The following is a 25,169-nucleotide window of genomic DNA, read 5'->3' on the forward strand; positions in this document are numbered from 1 at the left end:
TTTCATTCTTACTCTCGTGGTTTTTACCGCAAGAGTAGGGTGAAACTTTTTTATTTTCCTTAAACGATTTTCTATTTTAGAGAGTAAATCACAGATTTTTTCAAAGAAAATAGGATATTTCTTGTATAATAGGAATATCTAAAAGATTTGGAGTTAGAAGAAGATGATAGTAGGTATTGATTTAGGAACGACTAATTCTTTAGTAGGGGTATACCAAGATGGCCAGGTTAAGCTGATTCCCAATGCTTTTGGTGAGTATTTAACTCCTTCTGTTGTGGCTTTAGATGACAATGATGAGATTATAGTTGGAAAAATTGCCAAGGAACGCTTGGTGACCCACCCAGATAAGACGGTTTCTCAGTTCAAGCGTTTTATGGGGACCAAGCATGAATTGACACTAGGAAATCGAGCATATAAGGCTGAAGAATTAAGCTCTTTTATCATTCGAAAGTTGGTAGACGATGCAGAGACTTATCTTGGAGAAAAGGTCGAGGAAGTGATTGTTAGTGTTCCAGCCTATTTCAATGATGCTCAACGTTATGCGACCAAACTAGCAGGGAAATTTGCTGGAGTTCAGATTGATCGGATTATCAATGAACCTTCCGCAGCGGCTCTTGCTAAAAGATCTGTGGTAAACCAAGAAGATCAATCTTTTATTGTGGTCGATTTTGGTGGTGGTACTCTGGATATTTCAGTTGTGGAGCTTTTTGATAATATCGTCGAAATCGTGTCGATCGCAGGGGACAATCGTTTGGGAGGAGAAGACTTCACTTCGGCTATTGCTGAGGAATTTTTAGTCTCCAATCAATTAACCAAGGATTCGATTTCCCGAGAATTTTATAGCAAAATTCTGGTACAGGCTGAAAAGACTAAGCTAGAACTCAATAGTAAAGAAGAAGTGAAGATGACAGTTCTGGACCAAGATCAGGAATACACTCTAGACTTGAGCTACCAGCGTTTTTATGAGCTTTGTCAACCTCTGCTAGCCCGTGTTAAGGCTGTTTTGGACCGTGCCTTAATGGACGCACGCTATAGCTATGTATCATCAGATAACTTTGTTCTTGTTGGGGGGACTTCGAAACTCCGCTTGGTTCAGGACTTTTTATCCTACTGTATCAATCAAGTGGTGCAGGTTTCGGATGATCCTGATCGGATGATTGCGAGAGGTTGTGCACTTCTAGCAGGTATCAAAGAACGCCAGGGTGAGATACGAGATTTATTACTGTCTGATATTTGTCCTTTTACACTGGGGATTGAGATAGTTGGAGACCGTTTTTCGCCGATTATTGAGCGAAATTCTACCCTACCTGCTTCACGCATTGAACAGTACTATACGGCTGAATTGGGACAGAGCCAAGTCAAGATAAAGGTCTATCAAGGTGAGATGATGAAGGCATCACAAAACCTGTTCCTAGGAGAATTAGAAGTTCCTGTCCCTGTGAATACTCGAGTAAATGAAAGTTTCACAGTTCGGTTTACCTATGATTTAAATGGAATTTTGGATGTCGAAGTGAAAATTGATTCAACACAGGAAGTCTTTAGTCATGTTATTCTCCAAGATAGTGTTACTCTGACAGAGAAGGAAATCAAGGCTAAGCAAGCAGAGTTGACTCGCTATAAGATCAATGCTCAAGAAACAGAGGTTTATCGTTTCTTGATTGAAAAAGCGAATCGTGTGTACAGTATGCTCTTGGGGAGAAGAAGAGATGAGCTAATGGCTGAAACTAGACGATTTGAAGAAGAGGTCAGTCAAGCATCTGTTTATCATTTGCCAAAACTTTATCAATCATTTTCAAACTATCTAGACTTCCTAGAGCGAGGACTGTAAAAGAGGAGACCTTATGAATATATGGGAAACTTTAGGGATAGAGCCAACGACTGACGTCAAGCTTATTAGAAGGCGTTATGCTGAACTGGTTCGGCTCTATCACCCAGAAGACCAATCAGAAATTTACCAAGAAATTGTTGAAGCGTACCAAAAAGCCTTGACTTATGCGAGGTCTAGAAATACAAGACCAGAAAATAGCCTAAGAAAAGCGAGTGACTCTCAAGAGGCTACTGAACTTGAAGAAGAGGCGAATGAAAAGACTAAGTCTAGTCTCAACTTTGAAAACTTGACTGAAGAAAGGAAAACTGAGAACGAAGAGTCTGAAACATCTAGTCTTGATTTCAGTGATTATCAGCAATCGACTGATAAAACCAGCAATTCCTTTAACTTTGAAACCTTTAAAGCAGAAGAGAATGAGCAAAAGTCCCCCCTTGACTTTAGTGACTATGATGAGGAAGTTCAGCTAAATGGAGATTCTGAAGAAAGAGCTAAGAATACCCTCAACTTTGAAACGTTTGGTGACGAAGAGAACCGTGGGCAAGAAGGAATAACAAGGTCTACTCTTGACTTTAGTGGTTATAATGAAGAAACTTATCTGATTCGAAATGCGATTGAAAGTATTGTTGGAAATGACGGTTATAACCAAGAGGAACAAGAGCATCTATGGCGTCAGTTCTTTCATCAGTATCAGTATGATATGGACATTGTTCAATCCGTTTTAGAGGAAATGGATGTTTATATTTTTAATAAACCAGAGCAATTCTCTATCCTCATTCCCTTGCTGGAAGATTATATACCTGACTTCCGACACTGGGGCTATTACTATAAATTGAAGTATTGGAAAGTTAAAAGAGCTATAGCAGAAGAGGAAGGCAGTTCGCTTGAAAGCGCACATGAAGCCACTGAAGAATTCTATTATTCTTATCAACTTTGCCAAGAAATTCTCCAAGATTTTAACAAAGCAAATCAATTGAGCTCCTGGATAGAGTTTTTCAAGCACCCTTATTTGGCCTTTATGGTCTTAGATCAAGTAAATCAGAATCGTCAAATAATCAAGAGTGTGCCCGTTTTAACCTATATCCTGGAAAAAAACCGACAAGTCATATTTGAAGAGGATTATCCACTCTTGAACGACTTGGCTGATTACTTAGAGGAAGTAAAAGAGGAGCTGGGAGAAAACGTTGACTTTAGTCATTACACTCTAGATAATCCGGATGAAGTTGAGGCAGCCTTCTATGAGTTGCTCCATGCTCACTATGAAGACGAGTATAAACTGTTACGTGATTGGCAATACCTTTTTGAATCAGTCAAAGATCACACGCTCCTACTTGATTTGTTAGAAAAGGTGGACGTCTATCCTTTAACCAATGCGAAAGTGTTAGCCCTTGTTTTCCAATTTGTGGAGCGTTATAGTGATGAGGAATCAAATCCTTACCTGAAGAAACTTCATTTCTGGAAGAGTATCCATTCTTATCCTTCAGTGGTAGAGGAGTATGCACTTAACAAAAAAGAAAATTTTGATTACTGGTACAATGAAGGTTATCTTTATATAGATAAGCTCACCAAGAGCGATGAAGATATCAATGATTGGGAGAAGTGGAGAAGCTACTTTAAAGGAAGACCACGCATTCTAACGATTTTACTTCAACAAATCTATAAGGAGTACCATCGATTTACAGATGGCGATCTCCTGAGATATGTTTTAGCTCCTTTTCCTACTTCTAAAACGGCTCCCCAAATGATGACGGAGGAGACAGACCAGAAACTAGAAGAGATGACAGTTTATGCCTATGAACTTAGTCATCCAAAGGCCAAGCTCTCTTATTTGGATTGGAAAAAAAGACAGGTATTTAATAATAAGTTTCTTCAGATTTTCTCTGGTCTCTTTACGATTGTAAGTTTGATACTCAGTATTATAGAGCGACCTGGTTATAATTCATGGGTTCATGCGGGTATGTTTTCTCTCTTTTACGTCTATATGCTAAAATTAAGGAAAACACCGATTGAGGAAGGAGTGACTGCTAGGGGGGAAAAACGGAAATTCTACTACAGCCCCCATCCATGGTTCCTATTAATCTTGTTATTAACCCTCGTCATTCCATCCTTACCGTTTGGCCTCATCGGTGCCCTTATGTTTATTACATTTTTCAGCTTCATCGATGGTTTCCAAGTGAGTCAGGGGTTGAAATGGGATTATTCTTTGGATAAGCTGATTCCTATCGGTATCTTTCTTTCTGCTGGCTTTCTTTCTGCTTTGGTAAATCAAAGCCAGACTATTTCAGGAGTTGCCATAGCTTACTTCCATATTTTTGCAATCCTTATGATTTGCTTGTCTTTTACAAGATTTAGTCCTGGATTTCCACCATCTCTGAAGAAAATTTTCATACCAGCAATCTTGGGAATCCTACTCTTTCAAACGTTGCCATATATTCACAGCCGTTTAGATATCTTTGATCCAACTATTCTACGAAATGAAACGCTGGCCATAACGGTTATTCTCTTGTTAAATGGAATTGCCTTATCTTATTTTACAAAGGAACAAAGCTTCATGATTGGTGTGAAGAAGGTCTTTATGATTTATGGATTGCAAATATTTATTTTCCTAAGAAGACTGTTCCGAATCCTATTTGCACCAAATTCAGTTTTCGGTAATAACTATCATCACAAAGACTTACTAATCATGAACAGTGAATTTACGTTCTACTTCCTCGAAGGACTTTTTGTCCTTATCATGCTTTTCCTTATTCGTAATATACGCAAGGAAAACCGCAAAAGTTCTGCATAGAATGAAATCGTAGAGAAGAGGACTCTAGTTCAAGTTCCTAGTAAATTTTTCTGAATAAAGGTATAATGGAACTATTCAAATGAAAGAGGTAATGAAAATGGCTTCAAAAATGTTACATACTTGCTTGCGAGTAGAAAACCTTGAAAAATCAATTGCATTCTATCAAGATGCTTTTGGTTTTAAAGAGTTGCGTCGTAAGGATTTTCCAGATTATGCTTTCACGATTGTCTATCTAGGACTTGACGGTGATGACTATGAATTGGAGTTGACCTATAACTATGACCACGGCCCTTATGTTGTAGGAGACGGCTTTGCCCATATTGCCCTCAGTACACCTGACCTTGAGGCACTCCATCAAGAACATAGCGCTAAAGGCTATGAGGTTACAGAGCCCAAAGGCCTACCAGGTAACCCACCAAACTATTACTTTGTCAAGGATCCGGATGGCTACAAGGTCGAAGTCATTCGTGAAAAATAATCCAGTACAGTCAAGTAGAATGTTCGTTTTCTACTTGACTTTTTTACTTTGAAAGAGTATACTAATACAAATTTAACCTTTAAGGGGAGTCCAGAGAGACTCACAAGGTGTCAGATAAAAGGGATAGGGAACTCTCTGCGGAGACTTTTTAGGTGTGCGCATGAGTTCTATCCTATCTCGACTGAGACCTTGCAATAGCAAGGTCTTTTCTTTATCTGGTCCCCTTAAATTTAAGGAGGAAAAGTCATGAATCCCACATGTAAGAAGCGTTTGGGTGCCATTCGTTTGGAAACCATGAAGGTGGTCGCTCAGGAGGAAATTGCGCCAGCAATCTTTGAATTAGTCCTAGAAGGAGAAATGGTTGAAGCCATGCGAGCAGGCCAATTTCTCCATCTGCGCGTGCCTGATGATGCCCATCTCTTGCGCCGTCCTATTTCAATTTCGTCTATTGACAAGGTCAAGAAGCAGTGTCATCTCATTTATCGGATAGAGGGGGCTGGGACAGCTATTTTTTCAACTTTAAGACAGGGAGATACTCTTGATGTGATGGGACCTCAGGGAAATGGTTTTGACTTGTCTGATTTAGACAATCAGAGCCAAGTTCTCCTCGTTGGTGGTGGGATTGGTGTTCCCCCCTTGCTTGAAGTGGCCAAGGAATTGCATGCGCGTGGGGTGAAAGTAGTGACAGTCCTCGGTTTTGCCAACAAGGATGCTGTGATTCTCGAAACAGAATTGACCCAATATGGTCAGGTCTTTGTAACGACAGATGATGGTTCATATGGTATCAAGGGAAATGTGTCAGTCGTCATTAATGACTTAGACAGTCAATTTGATGCTGTTTACTCATGTGGAGCGCCTGGAATGATGAAGTACATCAATCAAAAATTTTATAATCACCCAAGAGCCTATCTATCTCTAGAATCTCGTATGGCTTGTGGGATGGGGGCTTGCTATGCCTGTGTCCTAAAAGTGCCAGATAGTGAGACAATTAGTCAACGCGTCTGTGAAGATGGCCCTGTTTTCCGTACAGGAACAGTTGTATTATAAGGAGAAAGTCATGACTACAAATCGCTTACAAGTTTCACTACCGGGCTTGGATTTGAAAAATCCCATCATTCCAGCATCAGGCTGTTTTGGTTTCGGCCAAGAGTATGCCAAATACTATGATTTAGACCTTTTAGGCTCCATTATGATCAAGGCGACGACACTTGAACCCCGTTTTGGGAATCCTACTCCCAGGGTGGCAGAAACGCCTGCAGGTATGCTCAATGCAATCGGTTTACAAAATCCAGGTTTAGAAGCTGTTTTAGCTGAAAAGTTGCCTTGGCTGGAAAGAGAATATCCTTCGCTTCCCATCATCGCCAATGTAGCAGGCTTTTCAAAACAAGAGTACGCTGCCGTTTCTCAGGGGATTTCCAAGGCTACAAATGTAAAAGCTATCGAGCTCAATATCTCTTGTCCGAATGTGGATCACGGCAATCATGGACTTTTGATTGGGCAAGATCCTGACTTGGCTTATGAAGTGGTAAAGGCAGCTGTGGAAGCCTCTGATGTGCCAGTTTATGTTAAATTAACCCCTAGTGTAACGGATGTTGTCACCATCGCCAAAGCCGCAGAAGATGCAGGGGCAAGTGGCCTAACCATGATCAATACCCTTGTCGGTATGCGCTTTGACCTTAAAACCAGAAAACCAATCCTAGCCAATGGAACAGGTGGAATGTCTGGACCAGCAGTCTTTCCAGTAGCCCTCAAACTCATCCGCCAAGTCGCCCAAACAACCGACCTTCCCATCATTGGAATGGGAGGAGTGGATTCTGCTGAAGCAGCGCTAGAAATGTATCTGGCTGGTGCCTCTGCTATCGGAGTTGGAACAGCCAATTTTACCAATCCATATGCCTGTCCTGATATTATTGAAAATTTACCAAAAGTCATGGATAAATACGGCATTAGCAGTCTAGAAAATCTCCGTCAGGAAGTCAAAGCCAATCTGAGATAAGCTAGGTCTTCCTTATCGTCAACAAGAAATAGAATCTTCATCAATTTGTAATATTTCCGTCGATTAACTATGTTACAATAGGGTTTAGAAAACGTTATTGGAGCATTTAAATGAAACGATGGAAAGTGGCCCTAGTAAGTGCTGGCTTATTGGGGTGTTTTTTTACTGTAGTGGAGACAGCAAAAGCAGAAGAGGGGACTTGGCAAGGAAAGACCTACCTCAAAGCAGACGGGAAACCAGCAACCAAGCAATGGCTTTTTGACCAAACGCATCAGAACTGGTTTTATCTTAAAGATAATGGTCAACGTGCAGAAAATGGCTGGTTGACAGTTGGTGGTAAAGATTACTATTTTAACGAAGCTGGAAAATTAGCTACGAAAACGTGGGTTGGCCAGTACTATGTGACTGAAAGTGGTGCTAAAGCAAAGGAACAGTGGATATTTAATCAGGAAAAAGAATCCTGGTATTATCTAAAGTCTGATGGTCAGAAAGCTCAAAAAGAATGGATTCAACAAGGTCAAGAAAAATATTACCTTAAAGAAGACGGGAAAATGGCCAAAGATGAGTGGATCACTCAAGGTGAGAACCAGTACTACATCAATTCACAAGGTAAAATGCTGAAAAATGCTTGGCTTGGTAAAAGCTATATATCAGAAAATGGTAATAAGGTTAAACAAGCCTGGATTTATGATGACAACTATAGCAGTTGGTTCTACCTTCAACAAGATGGTACCTATGCTGAAAATAGGTGGTTAACTATAGATGGGAAGGACTACCATTTTAAATCAGGCGGTTATCTTTCTACTGAACGTTGGATTGATCGCTTCTATGTTGCGAAGAGTGGAGCTAAATTGAAATCGGAATGGCTCTTTGATAAGAATTATGATGCTTGGTTTTACTTGAAAGCTGACGGAACCTATGCCGAAAAAGGCTGGGAAACGATTAAAGAAAAAGATTACCATTTCAAATCAGGCGGCTATCTTTCTACCGAGCGCTGGATAGATCGTTTCTATGTTGCGAAGAGTGGAGCTAAATTGAAATCGGAATGGCTCTTTGACAAGAATTATAACTCTTGGTTTTACTTGAAAGATGATGGAACCTATGCTGAAAAAGGTTGGCAAACCATCAAAGGCAAGGATTACCATTTCAAATCAGGCGGCTACCTCTCTACGGAAACTTGGATTGACCGTAGTTATGTGACGAGCAGTGGTGTAAAAGCCGGCAAAGGTTGGCTCTTTGACAAGAACTATAACTCTTGGTTCTATATCAACTCTGATGGAAATTATGCCAATAAAGAATGGCTCTGGGATAATGGTTACTACTATCTCAAATCTGGTGGTTATATGGCTGCGAGTGAGTGGGTATGGTACAAGAATAACTGGTTCTATCTCAAGTCAAATGGAAAGATGGCTGAGAAAGAATTAATCTACGATTCATCCGACCAATCATGGTATTACCTTAAATCAGGCGGTTATATGGCAAAAAATGAAACTGTGGATGGTCATACCTTGGATGCTTCTGGTAGATGGCATGTTGCGGATAAAACCAAATATTACAAAGTTAAACCCATCACAGCCTATGTCTACAGTGCATCTGGAGAAATCTTGAGTTACATTAATCAAGGAAGTATTGTTTCACTGGATAGCTCGACGCGAAAAGGTGGCCGACTTGCAGTTTCGATTTCTGGCTTGTCTGGCTATATGAATCAAAGTGATTTGACAGCAGTGGATGAAGGAAGCGAGTTTATCCCTCATTATACTAGTGATGGGAAATTCCTTTACCATGAACTCTCTCCATACACGAGTATCAAAGTAGCTCCACACACCTCTGCTATGGTTATTGGCAAGAAGTACTACTCAACTGATGGAGAGCATTTTGATGGCTTTACCATTAAAAATCCTTTCCTCTATAAAAACTTGAGAGAACCAAGTAATTATAGTGCAGCTGAGTTGGATAAACTGTATTCAATGATGAACTTGCAGGATAGTCCTCTTGCAGGTAAAGGAGCGACTTTCAAAGAAGCTGAGGAACGCTACGGTGTAAATGCCCTTTACTTGATGGCCCATAGTGCCCTTGAAAGTGCTTGGGGACGCAGTCAAATTGCCAGAGATAAGAACAACTTCTTTGGTATTGCTGCTTATGATACTAGCCCATATCTCTCAGCCAAGAGCTTTGATAATGTGGACAAAGGAATTCTCGGAGCGGCCAAGTGGATCCGTGAGAATTACATCGACTACGGTAGAGACCACCTTGGAAATAAAGCAACCGGAATGAATGTTCGCTATGCTTCAGATCCATACTGGGGTGAGAAGATAGCCAGCATCATGATGACCATCAACAGCAAACTTGGTGGGAAAGACTAATCAAAAGAAATCAACGGTAACTACTGAGAAGTGGTTATCGTTTTTGTTTTAAACATTGGAGGAGAAATAGTATAATAACAGTCTCTTTATTCTTGAACAATTAACAAAATGATAGTAAAATGTAATAGGAGATATTAATCTAATTACTATATAAAGAGGAGACTTTTATGAAAAAGCTACTATCCTTCTCAATTGCCTTGCTTTCAATCACAACACTAGTTGCTTGTTCTGGACATAAGGCGGAATCAAAGGTCCCAGAAGAAAAAATTGAACAGAAGCAAATCAAGTTCGATGAAAAGTTGTTTAAAGAAGCTGGACTCTTGCCTTTTAAAAATGAGAAACAACTAGAACTTGGGGAATTGGATTCTAAATCACGCGCAACGGGTGCTCATATTCAACTTAAGGACAGTGATGAACCAACAGAGAAGAGAGAGCCTAAGATAAGTTATAACCCAGTTGGTTGGCACAACTATAATTTTTATTATGGAGATGGCTCTAAAAAGGCTTGGTTGATGAATCGTGGTCATTTGATTGGGTACCAGTTTAGTGGATTAAACGATGAAAAGAAAAACTTGGTTCCTATGACTAACTGGCTCAATGCTGGAAATTATTCTGGAACAGATGACCAAAACCAAAGTAGCATGCTTTACTATGAAAATCGATTGGACTCCTGGTTGGCCAATCACCCGAACTACTATCTTGATTACAAGGTGACCCCAATCTATCAGAAAGATGAATTGATTCCGAGACAAATTGAATTGCAGTATGTGGGAATTGATGAAAATGGCAAACTCTTGGAAATCAAATTGGGTGGTAGTAAAGAAAAGGTTGATCAGTATTCAGTGACACATGTTATTTTAGACAATGTTTCAGCTAATGCGGAAATCAATTATTTGGATGGTACGGCTAAAAATACAGTTGAAAACAAAGAAGAAAAAGCTAAAAAAGAAGCTGAAGAAAAGGCTAAGAAGGAAGCTGAGGAAAAAGCCAAGAAAGAGGCTGAAGAAAAAGAAGTAACTGAAAAGAAAGCAAAAGAAGAAGAACAGGAAAAAGCTCGTCAAGCCGCACAAGAACAAGAAGAAAGCCAGGAATCAAACTCGCAATCAACAAATTCAGGTGGTTACTTTAGAGATAGAAACGGAAGATGGCACAGACCAAATGGTAAATTCGCTTCTAAGAAAGAAATTAGAGAAGCCGGATTGCAGTGGTAGTGAGAATTTAGCAGATACACAGTCAAAAAGCCGTTGGAAAACGGTTTTTTGTTATAATTAAATGAAGAATGTAGAATTGAAGGAGAACATCATGACATTTGAAGAAATCCTGCCTGGGTTAAAGGCCAAGAAAAAATATGTACGAACTGGTTGGGGAGGGGCTGAAAACTATGTCCAACTCTTTGACACTATCGAGCAAAACGGGGTTGCACTTGAAGTGACGCCTTATTTCCTCATCAACGTGTCTGGAGAAGGGGAAGGTTTTTCCATGTGGAGCCCGACACCTTGTGATGTTTTGGCAACGGATTGGGTAGAAGTCCATGACTAGACGAGTATTGATTACGGGAGTGAGTTCAGGGATTGGTCTGGCTCAAGCCCGACTCTTTTTAGAGAATGGCTATCAAGTTTATGGTGTGGACCAAGGTGAAAATCCACTCTTAGAGCGTGATTTTCACTTTTTACAGAGAGATTTGACCTTGGGCTTGGAACCAATTTTTGACTGGTGTCCTCAGGTGGATGTCTTGTGCAATACTGCAGGAGTTTTGGATGATTACAAACCACTTTTGGTTCAAACAGCGCAGGAAATTCAAGAGATTTTTGAAATCAACTACGTGACTCCTGTTGAGTTGACTCGCTATTATTTGACGCAAATGCTGGAAAATAAAAAAGGAATCATTATCAATATGTGTTCCATTGCATCAAATCTAGCAGGAGGTGGTGGTCACGCCTATACGTCGTCTAAGCACGCCTTGGCAGGATTTACCAAGCAGTTGGCTCTAGACTATGCTGAGGCTGGTATTCAGATCTTTGGGATTGCTCCAGGAGCTGTCAAGACAGCCATGACTGCTGCCGACTTTGAGCCAGGTGGATTGGCTGACTGGGTGGCTAGTGAAACGCCAATCAAGCGCTGGATCGAGCCAGAGGAAGTAGCAGAGCTTAGTCTTTTCTTAGCAAGTGGAAAGGCGGGCGCCATGCAGGGACAAATCTTGACAATAGATGGTGGCTGGTCTTTGAAGTAGGAGGAGATAGATGGAAATCAAAAAACACTTTGGAGTCTATGCTGTTTGCTTTGAAAATGGGAAGTTACTCTGCATTGAAAAAACGAGGGGCCCTTATCAACATCGTTATGATTTACCCGGTGGTAGTCAGCAACTTGGGGAAGGATTGACGGAAACGCTGATTAGAGAAGTTATGGAAGAGACGGGACATACTGTTAGAAGCTACTCTAATCCTCGAATCTACGATGTTTTCGTCAGGGAAGAGTTAAAAAATTTTATGGTTCACCATATCATGGCATTTTATGATATTGAGGTCAACGAGAAGGAACCTCAGGTTACGATTTCGGAAGCTGTCTCTGATGGTGCGAATGATTCACTTGGATATATTTGGATGGATTTTCAGAAAATCACAGAAGAAAATGCATCGCCATTAGTCTTGAAGGTCAAGTCTGAATTATTAGGATTTCCAGAGCTGGACAAGACTTCTTACATGAATTGGAAGGTGAATGATGAGAAACCAACTTGTCCTTAGTGGAGAACAAATTGTTGAAAAAGTTTATCCTCAGTTATTGCACCACGTCGGTATGATTCGTGGAGAATATTTGTTGAGAGAGCTTAATCAGAACATCCTATTAGCAAGTTGCCAGCAATTTGTAAAAGATTATCTAGATACCATTTGCTCCTTGTACTCAGACGAAGAGGTTTGGTATCGTTTTTCAGAGTTAACAAATACAGAAGCTAATTGTTTAGAGGGGACTAAAGAGCATTTTGATGAAAATCATCCCTTGTTTGGTTATAGAGGAACTAGGCGCTTGCTGGCGTGTCCTGATGAATTTCAGGCTGAAGCACATGTCGTTACAGAAGTTTATCAAACAAATCCCAATCTGTCTGTTATCTTTCCTTTTGTCAATGATGCTGAGCAGTTAAAGCAAGTTATTAGGGTATTACGTCAGCATGGTTTTACTGGAAAAGTCGGTACAATGATTGAATTACCGTCAGCTTATTTTGACTTGGACAGGATACTGGAAACTGGTATTTCAAAGATTATAGTTGGAATGAATGATTTGACTTCTTTTGTTTTTGCGACTGTGAGAAACAGTCAATGGCATGATATGGAAAGTCCAATAATGTTAGATATGCTGAGAGATATGCAGGATAAAGCAAGGATGAAAAAGATTAACTTTGCTGTAGCAGGCTATCTGAATCCTTCTTTCATACAAAAAATGAATCAGACGGGTATCAAGTGTATTATCCACTACAGTTCTATTCCAGAGATTTTTAATTTAGAGATTGACCATCCAGACCACCTCAAACGTGTAAAAGAATTAAGTAAAAAATTACAAAGGAGCAACCCATGACACCGCAAGAAATGTGGAATGACTACAAGCAAATCAACCCCTCTATCGGAGATGAGATAGATGCCTGGGCTTTTGGAGTAGAGGCAGATCTCTTAGCTGACTTGGTTCTAAGAGGCGAAAAGACAGCAACTGCCTCGGCCTATGACCTCTACGCACTAGAAGACGAACCACTTCCACAAGAAGGGACCTTCGATGTCATTTTAGACAGTCAAAATCAGGCTGTCTGTATTGTCGAAATTACAAAGGTCTCCGTTCAGCCTTTTCATCAAGTTTCTGCAGACCATGCCTACAAGGAAGGTGAGGGAGACAAATCTTTAGCCTATTGGCGCCAGGTTCATGAAGACTGTTTCACGGAGTGGCTGGAGGAAGCGGGCTTGACTTTTACACCTGACAGCAAGGTTGTTTTAGAAGAATTTTGCAAGGTCTACCCTCTGTAGACAGATAGAAGGAAGAAAGTTTTGGAAATCGCCGTCCAATCCTTTTTTCTTAAGCAAAACATGATATAATAAGTTTGTTTGAAGAAGAGTAAAACTCTTAAACTTAGAATAGGAGAAAACTATGCAAGCAGTTGAACATTTTATTACCCAATTTGTTCCTGAACATTATGATTTATTTTTAGACTTGAGTCGTGAGACCAAGACCTTTTCTGGGAAGGTGACCATTACTGGTCAAGCACAAAGTGACCGTATTTCCCTTCACCAAAAAGACTTGGAAATCACTTCTGTAGAAGTTGCGGGTCAAGCTCGTCCATTTACAGTTGACCATGACAATGAAGCCCTTCATATCGAATTGGCTGAGGCTGGTCAAGTTGAATTGGTCATCGCTTTTTCAGGAAAAATCACAGACAACATGACAGGGATTTACCCTTCTTACTACACAGTGGATGGTATCAAGAAGGAAGTCTTGTCTACTCAGTTTGAAAGCCATTTTGCGCGTGAAGCCTTCCCATGTGTGGATGAGCCTGAAGCCAAAGCAACTTTTGACCTTTCTCTTCGTTTTGATCAAGCAGAAGGTGAAGTGGCCTTGTCGAACATGCCAGAAATCGATGTGGAAAACCGTAAGGAAACAGGCGTCTGGAAGTTTGAGACAACACCTCGCATGTCTTCTTACTTGTTAGCATTTGTAGCAGGTGATTTGCAAGGGGTGACCGCTAAAACTAAAAACGGTACCCTCGTAGGTGTCTACTCAACCAAAGCCCACCCACTATCTAACCTTGATTTCTCATTGGACATCGCCGTTCGCTCGATCGAGTTTTACGAAGATTACTATGGAGTTAAGTATCCAATCCCTCAATCTCTCCACATTGCCCTTCCTGACTTCTCAGCTGGTGCTATGGAAAACTGGGGTCTTGTGACCTACCGTGAAGTTTACTTAGTTGTGGATGAGAACTCAACCTTTGCTAGCCGTCAACAAGTTGCCCTAGTTGTAGCACATGAGTTGGCTCACCAATGGTTTGGTAACCTCGTGACTATGAAATGGTGGGATGACCTTTGGCTTAATGAAAGCTTCGCTAACATGATGGAATACGTCTGTGTGGATGCCATCGAGCCAAGCTGGAATATCTTTGAAGACTTCCAAACAGGTGGTGTTCCAGCTGCGCTTAAACGCGATGCGACGGATGGTGTTCAGTCTGTCCATGTCGAAGTCAAACACCCAGATGAAATCAATACCCTCTTTGACGGAGCTATTGTCTATGCCAAAGGAAGCCGTCTCATGCACATGCTTCGCCGTTGGCTCGGTGATGCGGATTTCGCTAAAGGCTTGCATGCTTACTTTGAAAAGCACCAATATGGAAATACCATTGGTCGTGACCTATGGAATGCCCTTGGTCAAGCATCAGGTCGTGATGTTGCAGCCTTCATGGATTCTTGGTTGGAGCAACCTGGTTATCCAGTTCTCACTGTCAAAGTTGAAAATGATGTCTTGAAGATTTCGCAAAAACAATTCTTTATCGGTGAGCACGAAGACAAGAACCGTCTCTGGGTTGTGCCACTTAACAGCAACTGGAAAGGCTTGCCAGATACACTCGAAACTGAAAGCATCGAAATCCCTGGCTATGCCGCTCTTCTTGCTGAAAATGAAGGAGCTCTTCGCCTTAACACAGAAAATACAGCCCACTATATTACAGACTACCAAGGAGACTTGTTAGATGCCATTCTTGCTGACCTAGTTGAGCTTGATAACACAAGCAAACTACAAATCGTCCAAGAACGTCGTCTGCTTGCTGAAGCGGGTCGCATTTCTTATGCAGACTTGCTCCCAGTCCTTGATAAACTTGCTAAGGAAGAGTCTTACCTTGTGGTTTCAGCTGTTTCTCAAGTGATTGCTGCCCTTGAACGCTTTATCGATGAAGGAACAGAAACTGAGAAAGCCTTTAACAGTCTGGTTGCTAAATTGGCTCGTCATAACTATGACCGTCTTGGTTTTGAAGCCAAAGATGGAGAATCAGAAGAGGATGAATTGGTTCGTCAGTTGGCCGTTTCTATGATGATTCGCTCCAATGATGCAGAAGCTAGTCAAGTCGCTAGCCAAATCTTTGCAGCTCATAAGGAAAATCTTGCAGGCCTTCCAGCAGCCATCCGTGCACAAGTTCTCATCAATGAGATGAAACACCATGAGACCAAGGAATTGGTCGCAACTTATTTGGACCTCTACACTCATGCCACAGATGCTGTCTTCAAACGCCAGTTGGCAGCTGCTCTAGCATACAGTACAGATGCCGACAATATCCAAACCTTGATTAGTTCATGGAAGGACAAGTTTGTGGTGAAACCACAAGATTTGTCTGCTTGGTATTACCAGTTCCTAGATCATCAAACAACTCAAGAAACTGTTTGGGTATGGGCGCGTGAAAACTGGGATTGGATCAAGGCAGCTCTTGGTGGGGATATGAGCTTTGATAGCTTTGTTATCCTACCTGCCCATGTATTTAAGACTGAGCAACGCTTGGCAGAGTACAAGGAATTCTTTGAGCCACAACTCTCTGACCTAGCTCTTAGCCGTAATATCCGCATGGGGATCAAGGATATCGCAGCGCGTGTTGACTTGATTAAGCGTGAGAAAGCAGCAGTCGAAGCTGTTGTAGCCCAATATGGCAAGGCTTAATTCGTTCAAAATGTAAACAAAAACTCAACTTTCTATCTGAAAAGAAGAGAGAGTTGAGTTTTTTTTAAGGCAATTTTGGTATAATAATCATAACAAGGAGGAGTTTCTGATGATAAAAATCTTATTAGTAGAAGATGACCTGGGTCTGTCAAACTCAGTATTTGACTTTTTGGATGATTTTGCAGATGTCATGCAGGTTTTTGATGGAGAAGAAGGTCTCTACGAAGCAGAAAGTGGCGTTTATGACTTGATTTTGCTTGACCTGATGTTGCCTGAAAAAAATGGTTTCCAAGTCTTGAAAGAATTGCGTGAGAAAGGAATCACGACACCAGTTCTTATCATGACTGCTAAGGAAAGTTTGGATGACAAGGGACATGGTTTTGAGTTGGGAGCGGATGACTACCTCACCAAACCTTTCTATCTAGAAGAACTCAAAATGCGGATCCAAGCCCTTCTCAAACGTTCAGGTAAATTTAACGAAAACACCTTAACCTATGGGGATATTGTCGTCAACCTTTCAACGAATGAAGTGAAAGTGGAAGATACTCCTGTAGAACTACTCGGAAAAGAGTTTGAGTTATTGGTTTATTTCCTTCAAAATCAAAATGTTATTCTTCCCAAGACGCAAATTTTTGACCGTCTATGGGGATTTGATAGCGATACGACGATTTCCGTTGTAGAAGTCTATGTCTCAAAAGTTCGTAAGAAATTGAAGGGAACAGCCTTTGCTGAAAATCTTCAAACCTTGCGTAGTGTCGGGTATATTTTAAAAGATGTTCAATAAACTAAAAAAAACATGGTATGCGGATGATTTCAGCTATTTCATTCGAAACTTTGGAGTGTTCACCCTGATCTTCTCTGCTATGACCTTGATTATCCTCCAGGTCATGCACTCGAGTCTCTACACTTCTGTAGATGAAAAACTCCAAGCCCTTAGTAGCAGTCCCCAAGCGGTTATCCAGTTGGCCCTGAATCGGGCAACTGAAGAGGTCAAGGATATTCAACCAGCAACAGCGGATGCCAACAAGGCTGAAATCAAACCCAATGTCAGCTCCAATACGGAAGTCTTGCTCTTTGACAAGGATTTTAACCAACTCTTACTGGGCAATCGTTTTTTAGGTTTGGATAAGATCAAGCTGGACAAAAAAGAGTTGAATCACATTCGGCAAATCCAAGTTGTCAATAGTTACGGTCAGGAAGAAACCTATCGGATGATTTTGATGGAAACCAACTCTTCCTCCGTATCAAGTAACGTCAAGTATGCGGCGGTTTTAATCAATACTAGCCAGCTCGAGCAAATCAGCCAAAACCACGAGCATTTAATTGTTGTAGTCATGGCTAGTTTCTGGCTCCTGTCTTTAATTGCCAGTGTTTATTTGGCACGTGTCAGTGTCAAACCCTTGCTGGAAAGTATGCAAAAGCAGAAGTCCTTTGTTGAAAATGCTAGTCACGAACTGAGAACGCCTTTGGCCGTTTTACAAAATCGGTTAGAGAATCTCTTTCGAAAACCAGAGGCAACGATTATGGAATCCAGCGAAAGTATCGCTTCCAGTCTTGAAGAAGTTCGCAACATGCGTTTCCTCACGACCAATCTTCTCAACCTTGCACGTCGCGATGATGGAATCAAACCAGAAATAGCAGAAGTATCACCACAGTTCTTTAAGACAACCTTTGCTAACTATGAGTTGATTGCTTCTGAAAATGATCGTATTTTTGAGTATGAAAATCGGATTTATCGTCCTTTCATGACCGATCAGTTGCTCCTAAAACAACTCATGACCATCTTATTTGACAATGCCATCAAGTATACTGAAGAAGATGGGAAAATTGAGTTTGTAGTCCATGCTACAGATCGTCACCTTTATCTAACAGTAACGGATAATGGAATTGGAATCTCAGCTACTGATAAGAAGAAAATCTTTGATCGATTTTACCGTGTAGACAAGGCGAGAACCCGTCAGAAAGGTGGCTTTGGTCTTGGACTATCTTTGGCCAAGCAGATTGTTGATGCTTTGCGAGGAACGATTAGCGTGAAAGATAACAAACCTAGAGGAACGATTTTTGAAGTTAAAATCGCTATTCAATCTCCTTCAAAACGTAAGAATAAATAAAAAAGACAGTTAGATAACTGTCTTTTTTGATAACTAGAAAAGAGGTTGGTAGAAGTACCAACCTTTATTTTGAAAATTTTCGTTTCATCATCTTTCGTTGAAGTTGTAAAAGAGCGAAGCTTGTTGCCATAGCAGCGATAAAGGACAAAGCTGTATTTAATTTTAAGGCTAAAAAGATAAAACTAAAAAGTGCCATAAAAATACAGAAACAAGCGATATTTACAAAAAATAAAATCTCTTTTAGGTTAGGGCCGACTGGGGCTTCAGGTGTGTAATCTTGGTAAAGCGGAGTTTGTTTCGATTCGGGAGCTTGTTCAAACTCATAAGCTTCTAGTTTTCTTGCGGACATGATTCTCTCCTTAACAGTACATAACTATTTTATCATTTTTTATGCAGAGAATTATTACAGGATTGTTACAAAAACACTAAAGTCTCTTATCATCCTCTAAGTCGCTCTTCTTGACACCCACTAGAGAAAATGATAGCATGGATGTTACACTTAAAAACAGATGACCTAACTTTCTATATTATAAATATACTGAGAAAGGTAAGGATAACTTATATAAATTGATAGCAAGCTGAGGCTTTTTCCTAAGATGATTTGTTAAGTTGCTACCTGGATACTTTTGAAGAGTATTGATAGGAGTTGTTTTGAATGGATGGAAGGACAGAGATTCTGTCTATTGGACTGGGTGGCATTCTTGCTACCTCTGGGAAAAGTAAAAGGAGATAAGCATGTATCTTGCTATCAAAGAGATATTACGAAACAAACTTCGATATAGTTTGATCTTAACGACCATTTTTCTTATCGCTTTTATGGTCTTTTTTATGACCAGTCTAGCTCTTGGTCTTGTGCGAAACAACCGGGCCGCTATTGATAATTGGCAAGCGACGGGTGTCGTTTTATCCGACTACGCAAATGATAATTTGACGGCATCTTTTATTCCTGAAAAAGACTACAAGGAAAAGAGTTCTGAAGAGGCTGCTCCATTGGGTTATATGTTCGCTGTGACCAATCTAGTCGATGGTAGTGAAAAGATTAACGTTTCCATCTTTGCTCAAAACTGGGACTCTTTTATCTCTCCTAGTTTGACGGAGGGAAGGTACCCAGAAGGGGATGATGAGGTTGTCGTGGATCAGTCTTTTGAGAACTATGGGATGAAGCTAGGTGATGCCATTCAGCTCAATGGAAGTGAGACAAGTTACAAGATCGTAGGCCTGACTCAAGGAAATAAATTTTTTACCGAGCCTGTTGTCTTTACGAGTCTGACAACTTATTGGACCTTACAAGGAACCTTGAAAGCCAATCGTTCCATCTCTGCCTTGGTATTGAAAAATGACATAGAAGTGACTGGCGACGGACTGAAACAGATTTCCATTCCAAAAATGATATCGAAAATTCCTGGTTACACGCCTCAGGTTAATGTATTTTCAGGAATGATTCTCGCTATGATTGTTATCACAGGCTTGATTGTGGGGATTTTTGTTTATATCATTACCATCCAAAAACTAGGTCTTTATGGAATAATGCGGGCTCAGGGAATACAGATTAAAACCATTGTATGGTCCCTTTTCTGTCAAATATTCCTTTTGTCTAGTATGGGGATTGTTTTAGCCTTGATGGCAATCGGAGGAGTGATTTTAGTCTTACCAGCTACCTTCTTTTTCTATCCAAGTTGGATAGCCTACTCTGTCCTAAGCTTGGTAATTTCCTTGATGGCCCTTCTAGGTGGTGTCATTTCACTTCCACGCTTGCTAAAGGTGGACCCGATTACTGCGATTGCAGAGTGATAAGGAGAATAGTATGACAACATTGATAGAAATGAATCAAGTGACAAAAACTTACGGGGAAGGAAAGATGAAAGTCGTAGCCCTGCATGAGACGAATTTTCAGCTAAATGCGGGAGAGTTCGTAGCTATCGTTGGGCCTTCAGGATCTGGAAAGACGACCTTTCTAACAACTCTAGGACAACTACAGGAGGCATCGAGTGGAAAGATTCTAGTCAAAGGGAAGGAAACAGGCAGTTTAACGGAGAAGGAAAAAACAGATCTCCGTTTTAGAGAGTTTGGTTTCATTCTCCAGGCTTCAAACTTAATTCCTTTTCTAACGGTCAAGGAACAGCTGGATTTGATAGACAGACTAGATAAGGGAAAAAATAGTAAAAGTGACCGAAAAAAGCTCTTTGACTTGTTGGATTTGGAAAAAGTTCAAAATCATTATCCCAAAGCTCTATCTGGTGGTGAACGTCAGCGTGCGGCGATAGCTAGAGCGCTCTATAACAATCCAAGCATTGTGCTCGCAGATGAGCCGACAGCCAGTCTGGATACCGAGCGTGCCTACCAAGTAACGGAGATGTTGGCTGCCATTGCCCATGAACAAGGTAGAGGAGTTGTTATGATTACACATGATACTCGTCTTCTTGATAAGGTTGACCGTATTTATGTCATGAATGATGGCCACCTAGTTGAAAAAACACATGCATAAAATAGAGTGAATAGTACAAGTTACTGTTCACTTTTTTGATTGGGAAAGATAGAAACAAGTTTAACTTTTTGTGAAACTCTCAGTAACCATAGCTGATTTTTGAGAAATGTGGTATAATTTTTCTTATGGAAAAGATTATCATTACAGCAACTGCTGAAAGTATTGAACAAGTTGAACAGTTACTCGAAGCCGGAGTAGACCGTATCTATGTCGGTGAGAAAGATTTTGGCCTTCGTCTGCCAACAACCTTTAGTTATGAAGACTTACGCACCATCGCTAATCTCGTTCATGAAGCTGGCAAAGAATTGATTGTCGCGGTTAATGCCCTCATGCACCAAGATATGATGGACCGTATTAAGCCATTCCTAGACTTCTTGGAAGAAATCAAGACAGACTATATTACAGTAGGAGATGCAGGTGTCTTTTATGTGATCAACCGTGATGGCTATTCCTTTAAGACCATCTACGATGCTTCAACCATGGTGACAAGTAGTCGTCAGATTAACTTCTGGGGTCAAAAGGCTGGCGCCTCTGAGGCTGTCTTGGCCCGTGAAATTCCATCTGCTGAGCTCTTCAAGATGCCAGAGATTTTGGAAATTCCTGCTGAAGTGTTGGTTTACGGGGCTAGTGTCATTCACCATTCTAAGCGTCCGCTCTTGCAAAACTACTATAACTTCACGCACATCGATGATGAAAAGACACGTAAACGTGACCTCTTCTTAGCAGAACCGAGTGACCCTGAGAGCCATTACTCTATCTTTGAAGACAATCATGGCACCCACATCTTTGCAAATAACGACCTTGATTTGATGACCAAATTGACAGAATTAGTAGAACATGGTTTCACTCACTGGAAGCTAGAGGGGCTCTACACACCTGGTCAGAATTTTGTAGAAATTGCTAAACTCTTTATTCAAGCGCGTGGCTTAATCCAAGAGGGCAACTTTAGCCATGACCAAGCTTTCTTGTTAGATGAGGAAGTGCGCAAGTTACACCCTAAAAACCGTTTTCTCGATACAGGATTCTATGATTACGATCCAGATATGGTTAAATAGGACACCAAAACCCGAAATAAAAATGTTCGGGTTTTTCCAGTGTATCCATGAAATAAAAACGGATACATGTTATAATAAAAATAGCTCTTTAATGGAGGTGTTTAAGTGGAGAATCTGAAAAAGATGGCAGGTATCAAGGCTGCTGAGTTTGTCAAGGATGGCATGGTAGTCGGACTTGGAACGGGCTCTACTGCCTACTATTTCGTAGAGGAAGTAGGTCGTCGGATCAAGGAAGAAGGTTTGCAGATTACTGCTGTGACAACTTCCAGTGTGACTAGTAAACAGGCTGAAGGACTTAACATCCCGCTCAAGTCGATTGATCAAGTGGATTTTGTTGATGTGACGGTTGACGGGGCGGATGAAGTAGATAGCCAGTTTAACGGAATCAAAGGCGGAGGTGGTGCCCTTCTGATGGAGAAGGTTGTAGCGACACCATCAAAAGAATACATTTGGGTGGTGGATGAAAGCAAACTGGTAGAGAAACTAGGTGCTTTTAAATTGCCTGTGGAAGTAGTTCAGTATGGTGCAGAACAGGTCTTTCGTCGGTTTGAGCGAGCTGGCTATAAACCAAGTTTCCGTGAAAAAGACGGCCAACGTTTTGTGACCGATATGCAGAACTTTATCATTGACCTAGCTTTGGATGTCATTGAAGATCCAATTGCCTTCGGGCAAGAATTGGACCATGTCGTTGGTGTCGTAGAGCACGGCTTGTTTAACCAAATGGTGGATAAGGTCATCGTAGCGGGACGAGATGGGGTTCAGATTTTAACTTCAACAAAAGCAAACTAATCAACATAATAAGGAGATACACTATGTCAAAATTTAATCGTATTCACTTGGTGGTACTGGATTCTGTGGGAATCGGTGCTGCGCCGGATGCCAATAACTTTGTCAATGCAGGAGTTCCAGATGGAGCTTCTGACACACTGGGACACATTTCAAAAACAGTTGGTTTGAATGTGCCAAACATGGCTAAAATCGGTCTAGGAAATATTCCACGTGAAACTCCTCTTAAGACTGTACCAGCTGAAAGCAATCCAACAGGGTATGCAACAAAATTGGAAGAAGTTTCCCTTGGTAAGGATACCATGACTGGTCACTGGGAAATCATGGGACTCAACATTACCGAGCCTTTCGATACTTTCTGGAACGGATTCCCAGAAGAAATCCTGACAAAAATCGAAGAATTTTCAGGACGTAAGGTCATTCGTGAAGCCAACAAACCTTACTCAGGTACGGCTGTTATCGATGATTTCGGACCACGTCAAATGGAAACTGGAGAGTTGATTATCTATACTTCAGCTGACCCTGTTTTGCAAATTGCTGCCCACGAAGACATCATTCCTTTAGATGAATTGTACCGTATCTGTGAATACGCGCGTTCGATTACTTTAGAGCGTCCAGCTCTTCTCGGACGTATTATCGCTCGTCCTTATGTTGGTGAGCCTGGAAACTTCACTCGTACGGCTAACCGTCGTGACTTGGCTGTATCTCCATTTGCTCCAACAGTGTTGGACAAATTGAATGAAGCTGGTATTGATACATATGCGGTTGGTAAGATTAACGACATCTTCAACGGTGCTGGTATCAACCATGACATGGGTCACAACAAGTCAAACAGCCACGGAATTGATACACTTTTGAAGACAATGGGACTTGCTGAGTTTGAAAAAGGATTCTCTTTCACAAACTTGGTGGACTTTGATGCCCTTTATGGACACCGCCGCAATGCTCATGGCTACCGTGATTGCTTGCATGAGTTTGATGAACGCTTGCCTGAAATTATCGCTGCCATGAGAGAAAATGATCTTCTCTTGATTACTGCGGACCACGGAAATGACCCAACCTATGCTGGAACTGACCACACTCGTGAATATATTCCACTTTTAGCATACAGCCCTAGCTTTAAGGGAAATGGTGTCATTCCAGTTGGGCATTTTGCAGATATCTCAGCAACAGTTGCGGATAACTTTGGTGTGGAAACTGCCATGATTGGGGAAAGTTTCTTAGATAAATTGGTATAAGATGAAACGCTATTCTTTACTGGTAAGGGGCATTAATGTCGGTGGCAAGAATAAGGTTGTCATGGCGCAACTTCGTCAAGAACTGACAGAGTTGGGAGTGGAAAAAGTTGATACCTACATCAACAGTGGCAATATTTTCTTTACTTCGACAGATTCCAAAGCCCAATTGGTTGAAAAGTTAGAGGATTTCTTTGCAGTCCATTATCCATTTATTCAGAGCTTTTCCTTGCTGAGTCAAGAGGATTTTGAAACGGAACTTGAAAATCTACCTGAATGGTGGACCAAAGATTTGGCACGAAAGGACGTCCTCTTTTACACGGAGGGCTTGGATGTTGCTCAAGTCATTGAGACAGTTGAAAGTTTGGAACTGAAAGATGAAGTGGTTCATTTTGGAAAACATGGGATTTTCTGGGGGAAATTCTCTGAAAAATCCTACTATGCAACTGCCTATCACAAGCACTTGCTCAAGATGCCTTTTTATCGCAATATCACCATTCGCAATGCAAAAACCTTTGACAAAATCGGTCAAATGTTAACAAATAATAAAGGAGACACACAATGACATTTTTAGATAAAATCAAGGAAACAGCTGCTTTCCTGAAAGACAAGGGAATCCAAGCGCCTGAGTTCGGTCTAATCCTTGGATCAGGACTTGGAGAATTGGCAGAAGAAATCGAAAATCCAATTGTAGTAGACTATGCAGATATCCCAAACTGGGGCCGCTCTACAGTAGTTGGGCACGCTGGTAAATTGGTATATGGTGAACTTGCAGGGCGTCAGGTCTTGGCTCTTCAAGGTCGTTTCCATTTCTATGAGGGAAATCCTCTTGAAGTCGTGACTTTCCCAGTACGTGTGATGAAAGTTCTCGGATGTGAAGGTGTCATTGTAACCAATGCAGCTGGAGGTATTGGATATGGTCCTGGTACCTTGATGGCTATCTCAGACCATATCAATATGACGGGGCAGAACCCATTGATGGGTGAAAACTTGGATGATTTTGGTCCACGTTTCCCTGATATGTCAAAAGCCTACACACCAGAATACCGTGCAACTGCCCATGAAGTGGCTAAGAAACTTGGTATCAAACTTGATGAAGGTGTCTATATCGGTGTAACCGGTCCGACTTATGAAACACCTGCAGAAATTCGTGCCTATAAGACATTGGGAGCAGATGCAGTTGGTATGTCCACTGTTCCTGAAGTTATTGTTGCAGCCCACTCTGGCTTGAAAGTTCTAGGAATTTCATGTATTACGAACCATGCTGCAGGATTCCAAGAAGAACTCAACCACGAGGAAGTTGTAGAAGTGACTGAACGTGTCAAAGGTGATTTCAAAGGCTTGCTTAAAGCGATTCTTGCTGAATTGTAATGTC

At 41.1% G+C, this 25,169-nt stretch carries 23 protein-coding genes; 22 read left to right on the forward strand and 1 reads right to left on the reverse strand.

Features of this window, described 5'->3' with window-relative positions; translation table 11 throughout:
- Window positions 1-163: 163 nt before the first annotated feature.
- The 15 genes from EL140_RS03620 (at window position 164) to EL140_RS03690 (ending at window position 18,233) form a co-directional block, all read left to right on the forward strand.
- Window positions 164-1,828, forward strand: coding sequence for a molecular chaperone HscC (locus tag EL140_RS03620; RefSeq protein ID WP_000635029.1), 1,665 nt, complete (start codon window positions 164-166; stop codon window positions 1,826-1,828).
- A 13-nt stretch (window positions 1,829-1,841) separates the two neighbouring features.
- Window positions 1,842-4,613, forward strand: coding sequence for a J domain-containing protein (locus EL140_RS03625; protein WP_001028668.1), 2,772 nt, complete (start codon window positions 1,842-1,844; stop codon window positions 4,611-4,613).
- 97 nt (window positions 4,614-4,710) lie between these two features.
- Window positions 4,711-5,091, forward strand: coding sequence for a lactoylglutathione lyase (gene gloA, locus EL140_RS03630; protein WP_000157141.1), 381 nt, complete (start codon window positions 4,711-4,713; stop codon window positions 5,089-5,091).
- 246 nt (window positions 5,092-5,337) lie between these two features.
- Window positions 5,338-6,138, forward strand: coding sequence for a dihydroorotate dehydrogenase electron transfer subunit (locus EL140_RS03635; RefSeq protein ID WP_001070080.1), 801 nt, complete (start codon window positions 5,338-5,340; stop codon window positions 6,136-6,138).
- On the forward strand, window positions 6,101-7,087 hold the full coding sequence (locus tag EL140_RS03640; protein ID WP_002874472.1) for a dihydroorotate dehydrogenase: 987 nt from the start codon (window positions 6,101-6,103) through the stop codon (window positions 7,085-7,087). The genes EL140_RS03635 and EL140_RS03640 overlap by 38 nt, the downstream gene beginning before the upstream one ends.
- A gap of 110 nt (window positions 7,088-7,197) precedes the next feature.
- A complete protein-coding gene (locus EL140_RS03645) occupies window positions 7,198-9,450 on the forward strand; it encodes a glucosaminidase domain-containing protein (protein WP_000832905.1) in 2,253 nt (750 codons plus the stop codon).
- A gap of 167 nt (window positions 9,451-9,617) precedes the next feature.
- A complete protein-coding gene (locus tag EL140_RS03650; protein ID WP_000735443.1) occupies window positions 9,618-10,661 on the forward strand; it encodes a DNA/RNA non-specific endonuclease in 1,044 nt (347 codons plus the stop codon).
- 91 nt (window positions 10,662-10,752) lie between these two features.
- On the forward strand, window positions 10,753-10,989 hold the full coding sequence (locus EL140_RS03655) for a DUF2829 domain-containing protein (protein ID WP_000141913.1): 237 nt from the start codon (window positions 10,753-10,755) through the stop codon (window positions 10,987-10,989).
- Window positions 10,982-11,680, forward strand: coding sequence for a 3-oxoacyl-ACP reductase (locus EL140_RS03660; RefSeq protein WP_000198461.1), 699 nt, complete (start codon window positions 10,982-10,984; stop codon window positions 11,678-11,680). Before EL140_RS03655 ends, EL140_RS03660 begins: the two co-directional genes overlap by 8 nt.
- Window positions 11,681-11,690: 10 nt before the next feature.
- Window positions 11,691-12,191, forward strand: coding sequence for an NUDIX hydrolase (locus EL140_RS03665; RefSeq protein ID WP_000403333.1), 501 nt, complete (start codon window positions 11,691-11,693; stop codon window positions 12,189-12,191).
- A complete protein-coding gene (locus EL140_RS03670; RefSeq protein ID WP_001245872.1) occupies window positions 12,169-13,017 on the forward strand; it encodes a putative PEP-binding protein in 849 nt (282 codons plus the stop codon). The genes EL140_RS03665 and EL140_RS03670 overlap by 23 nt, the downstream gene beginning before the upstream one ends.
- Window positions 13,014-13,454, forward strand: a complete 441-nt coding sequence (locus tag EL140_RS03675; protein ID WP_000188823.1) for an ASCH domain-containing protein — start codon at window positions 13,014-13,016, stop codon at window positions 13,452-13,454. The genes EL140_RS03670 and EL140_RS03675 overlap by 4 nt, the downstream gene beginning before the upstream one ends.
- Window positions 13,455-13,575: 121 nt before the next feature.
- A complete protein-coding gene (locus EL140_RS03680; protein ID WP_001149145.1) occupies window positions 13,576-16,122 on the forward strand; it encodes a M1 family metallopeptidase in 2,547 nt (848 codons plus the stop codon).
- 109 nt (window positions 16,123-16,231) lie between these two features.
- The gene (gene ciaR, locus EL140_RS03685) at window positions 16,232-16,906 is read left to right on the forward strand and encodes a two-component system response regulator CiaR (RefSeq protein ID WP_000590630.1); all 675 of its coding nucleotides are present in this window, start codon (window positions 16,232-16,234) and stop codon (window positions 16,904-16,906) included.
- Window positions 16,896-18,233, forward strand: a complete 1,338-nt coding sequence (locus EL140_RS03690; RefSeq protein WP_000482347.1) for a sensor histidine kinase — start codon at window positions 16,896-16,898, stop codon at window positions 18,231-18,233. The genes ciaR and EL140_RS03690 overlap by 11 nt, the downstream gene beginning before the upstream one ends.
- A 64-nt stretch (window positions 18,234-18,297) precedes the next feature.
- Here the strand turns inward: EL140_RS03690 and EL140_RS03695 are convergent, their stop codons facing one another.
- The gene (locus tag EL140_RS03695) at window positions 18,298-18,582 is read right to left on the reverse strand and encodes a DUF3270 domain-containing protein (RefSeq protein ID WP_001276162.1); all 285 of its coding nucleotides are present in this window, start codon (window positions 18,580-18,582) and stop codon (window positions 18,298-18,300) included.
- 386 nt (window positions 18,583-18,968) lie between these two features.
- On the opposite strand from EL140_RS03695, the gene EL140_RS03700 reads away from it, so the two are divergent.
- From EL140_RS03700 to EL140_RS03730, 7 genes are all read left to right on the forward strand, one after another.
- Complete coding sequence (locus EL140_RS03700; RefSeq protein WP_000280278.1) at window positions 18,969-20,024, forward strand: ABC transporter permease; 1,056 nt, start codon at window positions 18,969-18,971, stop codon at window positions 20,022-20,024.
- A 13-nt stretch (window positions 20,025-20,037) separates the two neighbouring features.
- A complete protein-coding gene (locus tag EL140_RS03705) occupies window positions 20,038-20,718 on the forward strand; it encodes an ABC transporter ATP-binding protein (RefSeq protein WP_000209232.1) in 681 nt (226 codons plus the stop codon).
- A gap of 125 nt (window positions 20,719-20,843) precedes the next feature.
- Window positions 20,844-21,773 carry a peptidase U32 family protein gene (locus EL140_RS03710; RefSeq protein WP_000411177.1) on the forward strand — a complete coding sequence of 310 codons (930 nt, stop codon included), beginning with the start codon at window positions 20,844-20,846 and terminating at the stop codon, window positions 21,771-21,773.
- Window positions 21,774-21,878: 105 nt separating this feature from the next.
- Window positions 21,879-22,562: a ribose-5-phosphate isomerase RpiA gene (gene rpiA, locus EL140_RS03715; protein ID WP_000429279.1), complete on the forward strand. Its 684-nt coding sequence runs from the start codon at window positions 21,879-21,881 to the stop codon at window positions 22,560-22,562.
- Window positions 22,563-22,585: 23 nt separating this feature from the next.
- Window positions 22,586-23,797, forward strand: coding sequence for a phosphopentomutase (locus EL140_RS03720; protein ID WP_000033119.1), 1,212 nt, complete (start codon window positions 22,586-22,588; stop codon window positions 23,795-23,797).
- Window position 23,798: 1 nt separating this feature from the next.
- Window positions 23,799-24,359 (forward strand): DUF1697 domain-containing protein, encoded by a 561-nt coding sequence (locus EL140_RS03725; protein ID WP_002874484.1) that lies wholly within the window; start codon window positions 23,799-23,801, stop codon window positions 24,357-24,359.
- Window positions 24,356-25,165 carry a purine-nucleoside phosphorylase gene (locus tag EL140_RS03730; protein WP_000143352.1) on the forward strand — a complete coding sequence of 270 codons (810 nt, stop codon included), beginning with the start codon at window positions 24,356-24,358 and terminating at the stop codon, window positions 25,163-25,165. The genes EL140_RS03725 and EL140_RS03730 overlap by 4 nt, the downstream gene beginning before the upstream one ends.
- The last annotated feature ends 4 nt before the right edge of the window (window positions 25,166-25,169 follow it).

This window comes from Streptococcus oralis ATCC 35037 (genome assembly GCF_900637025.1).
Taxonomy (GTDB): domain Bacteria; phylum Bacillota; class Bacilli; order Lactobacillales; family Streptococcaceae; genus Streptococcus; species Streptococcus oralis.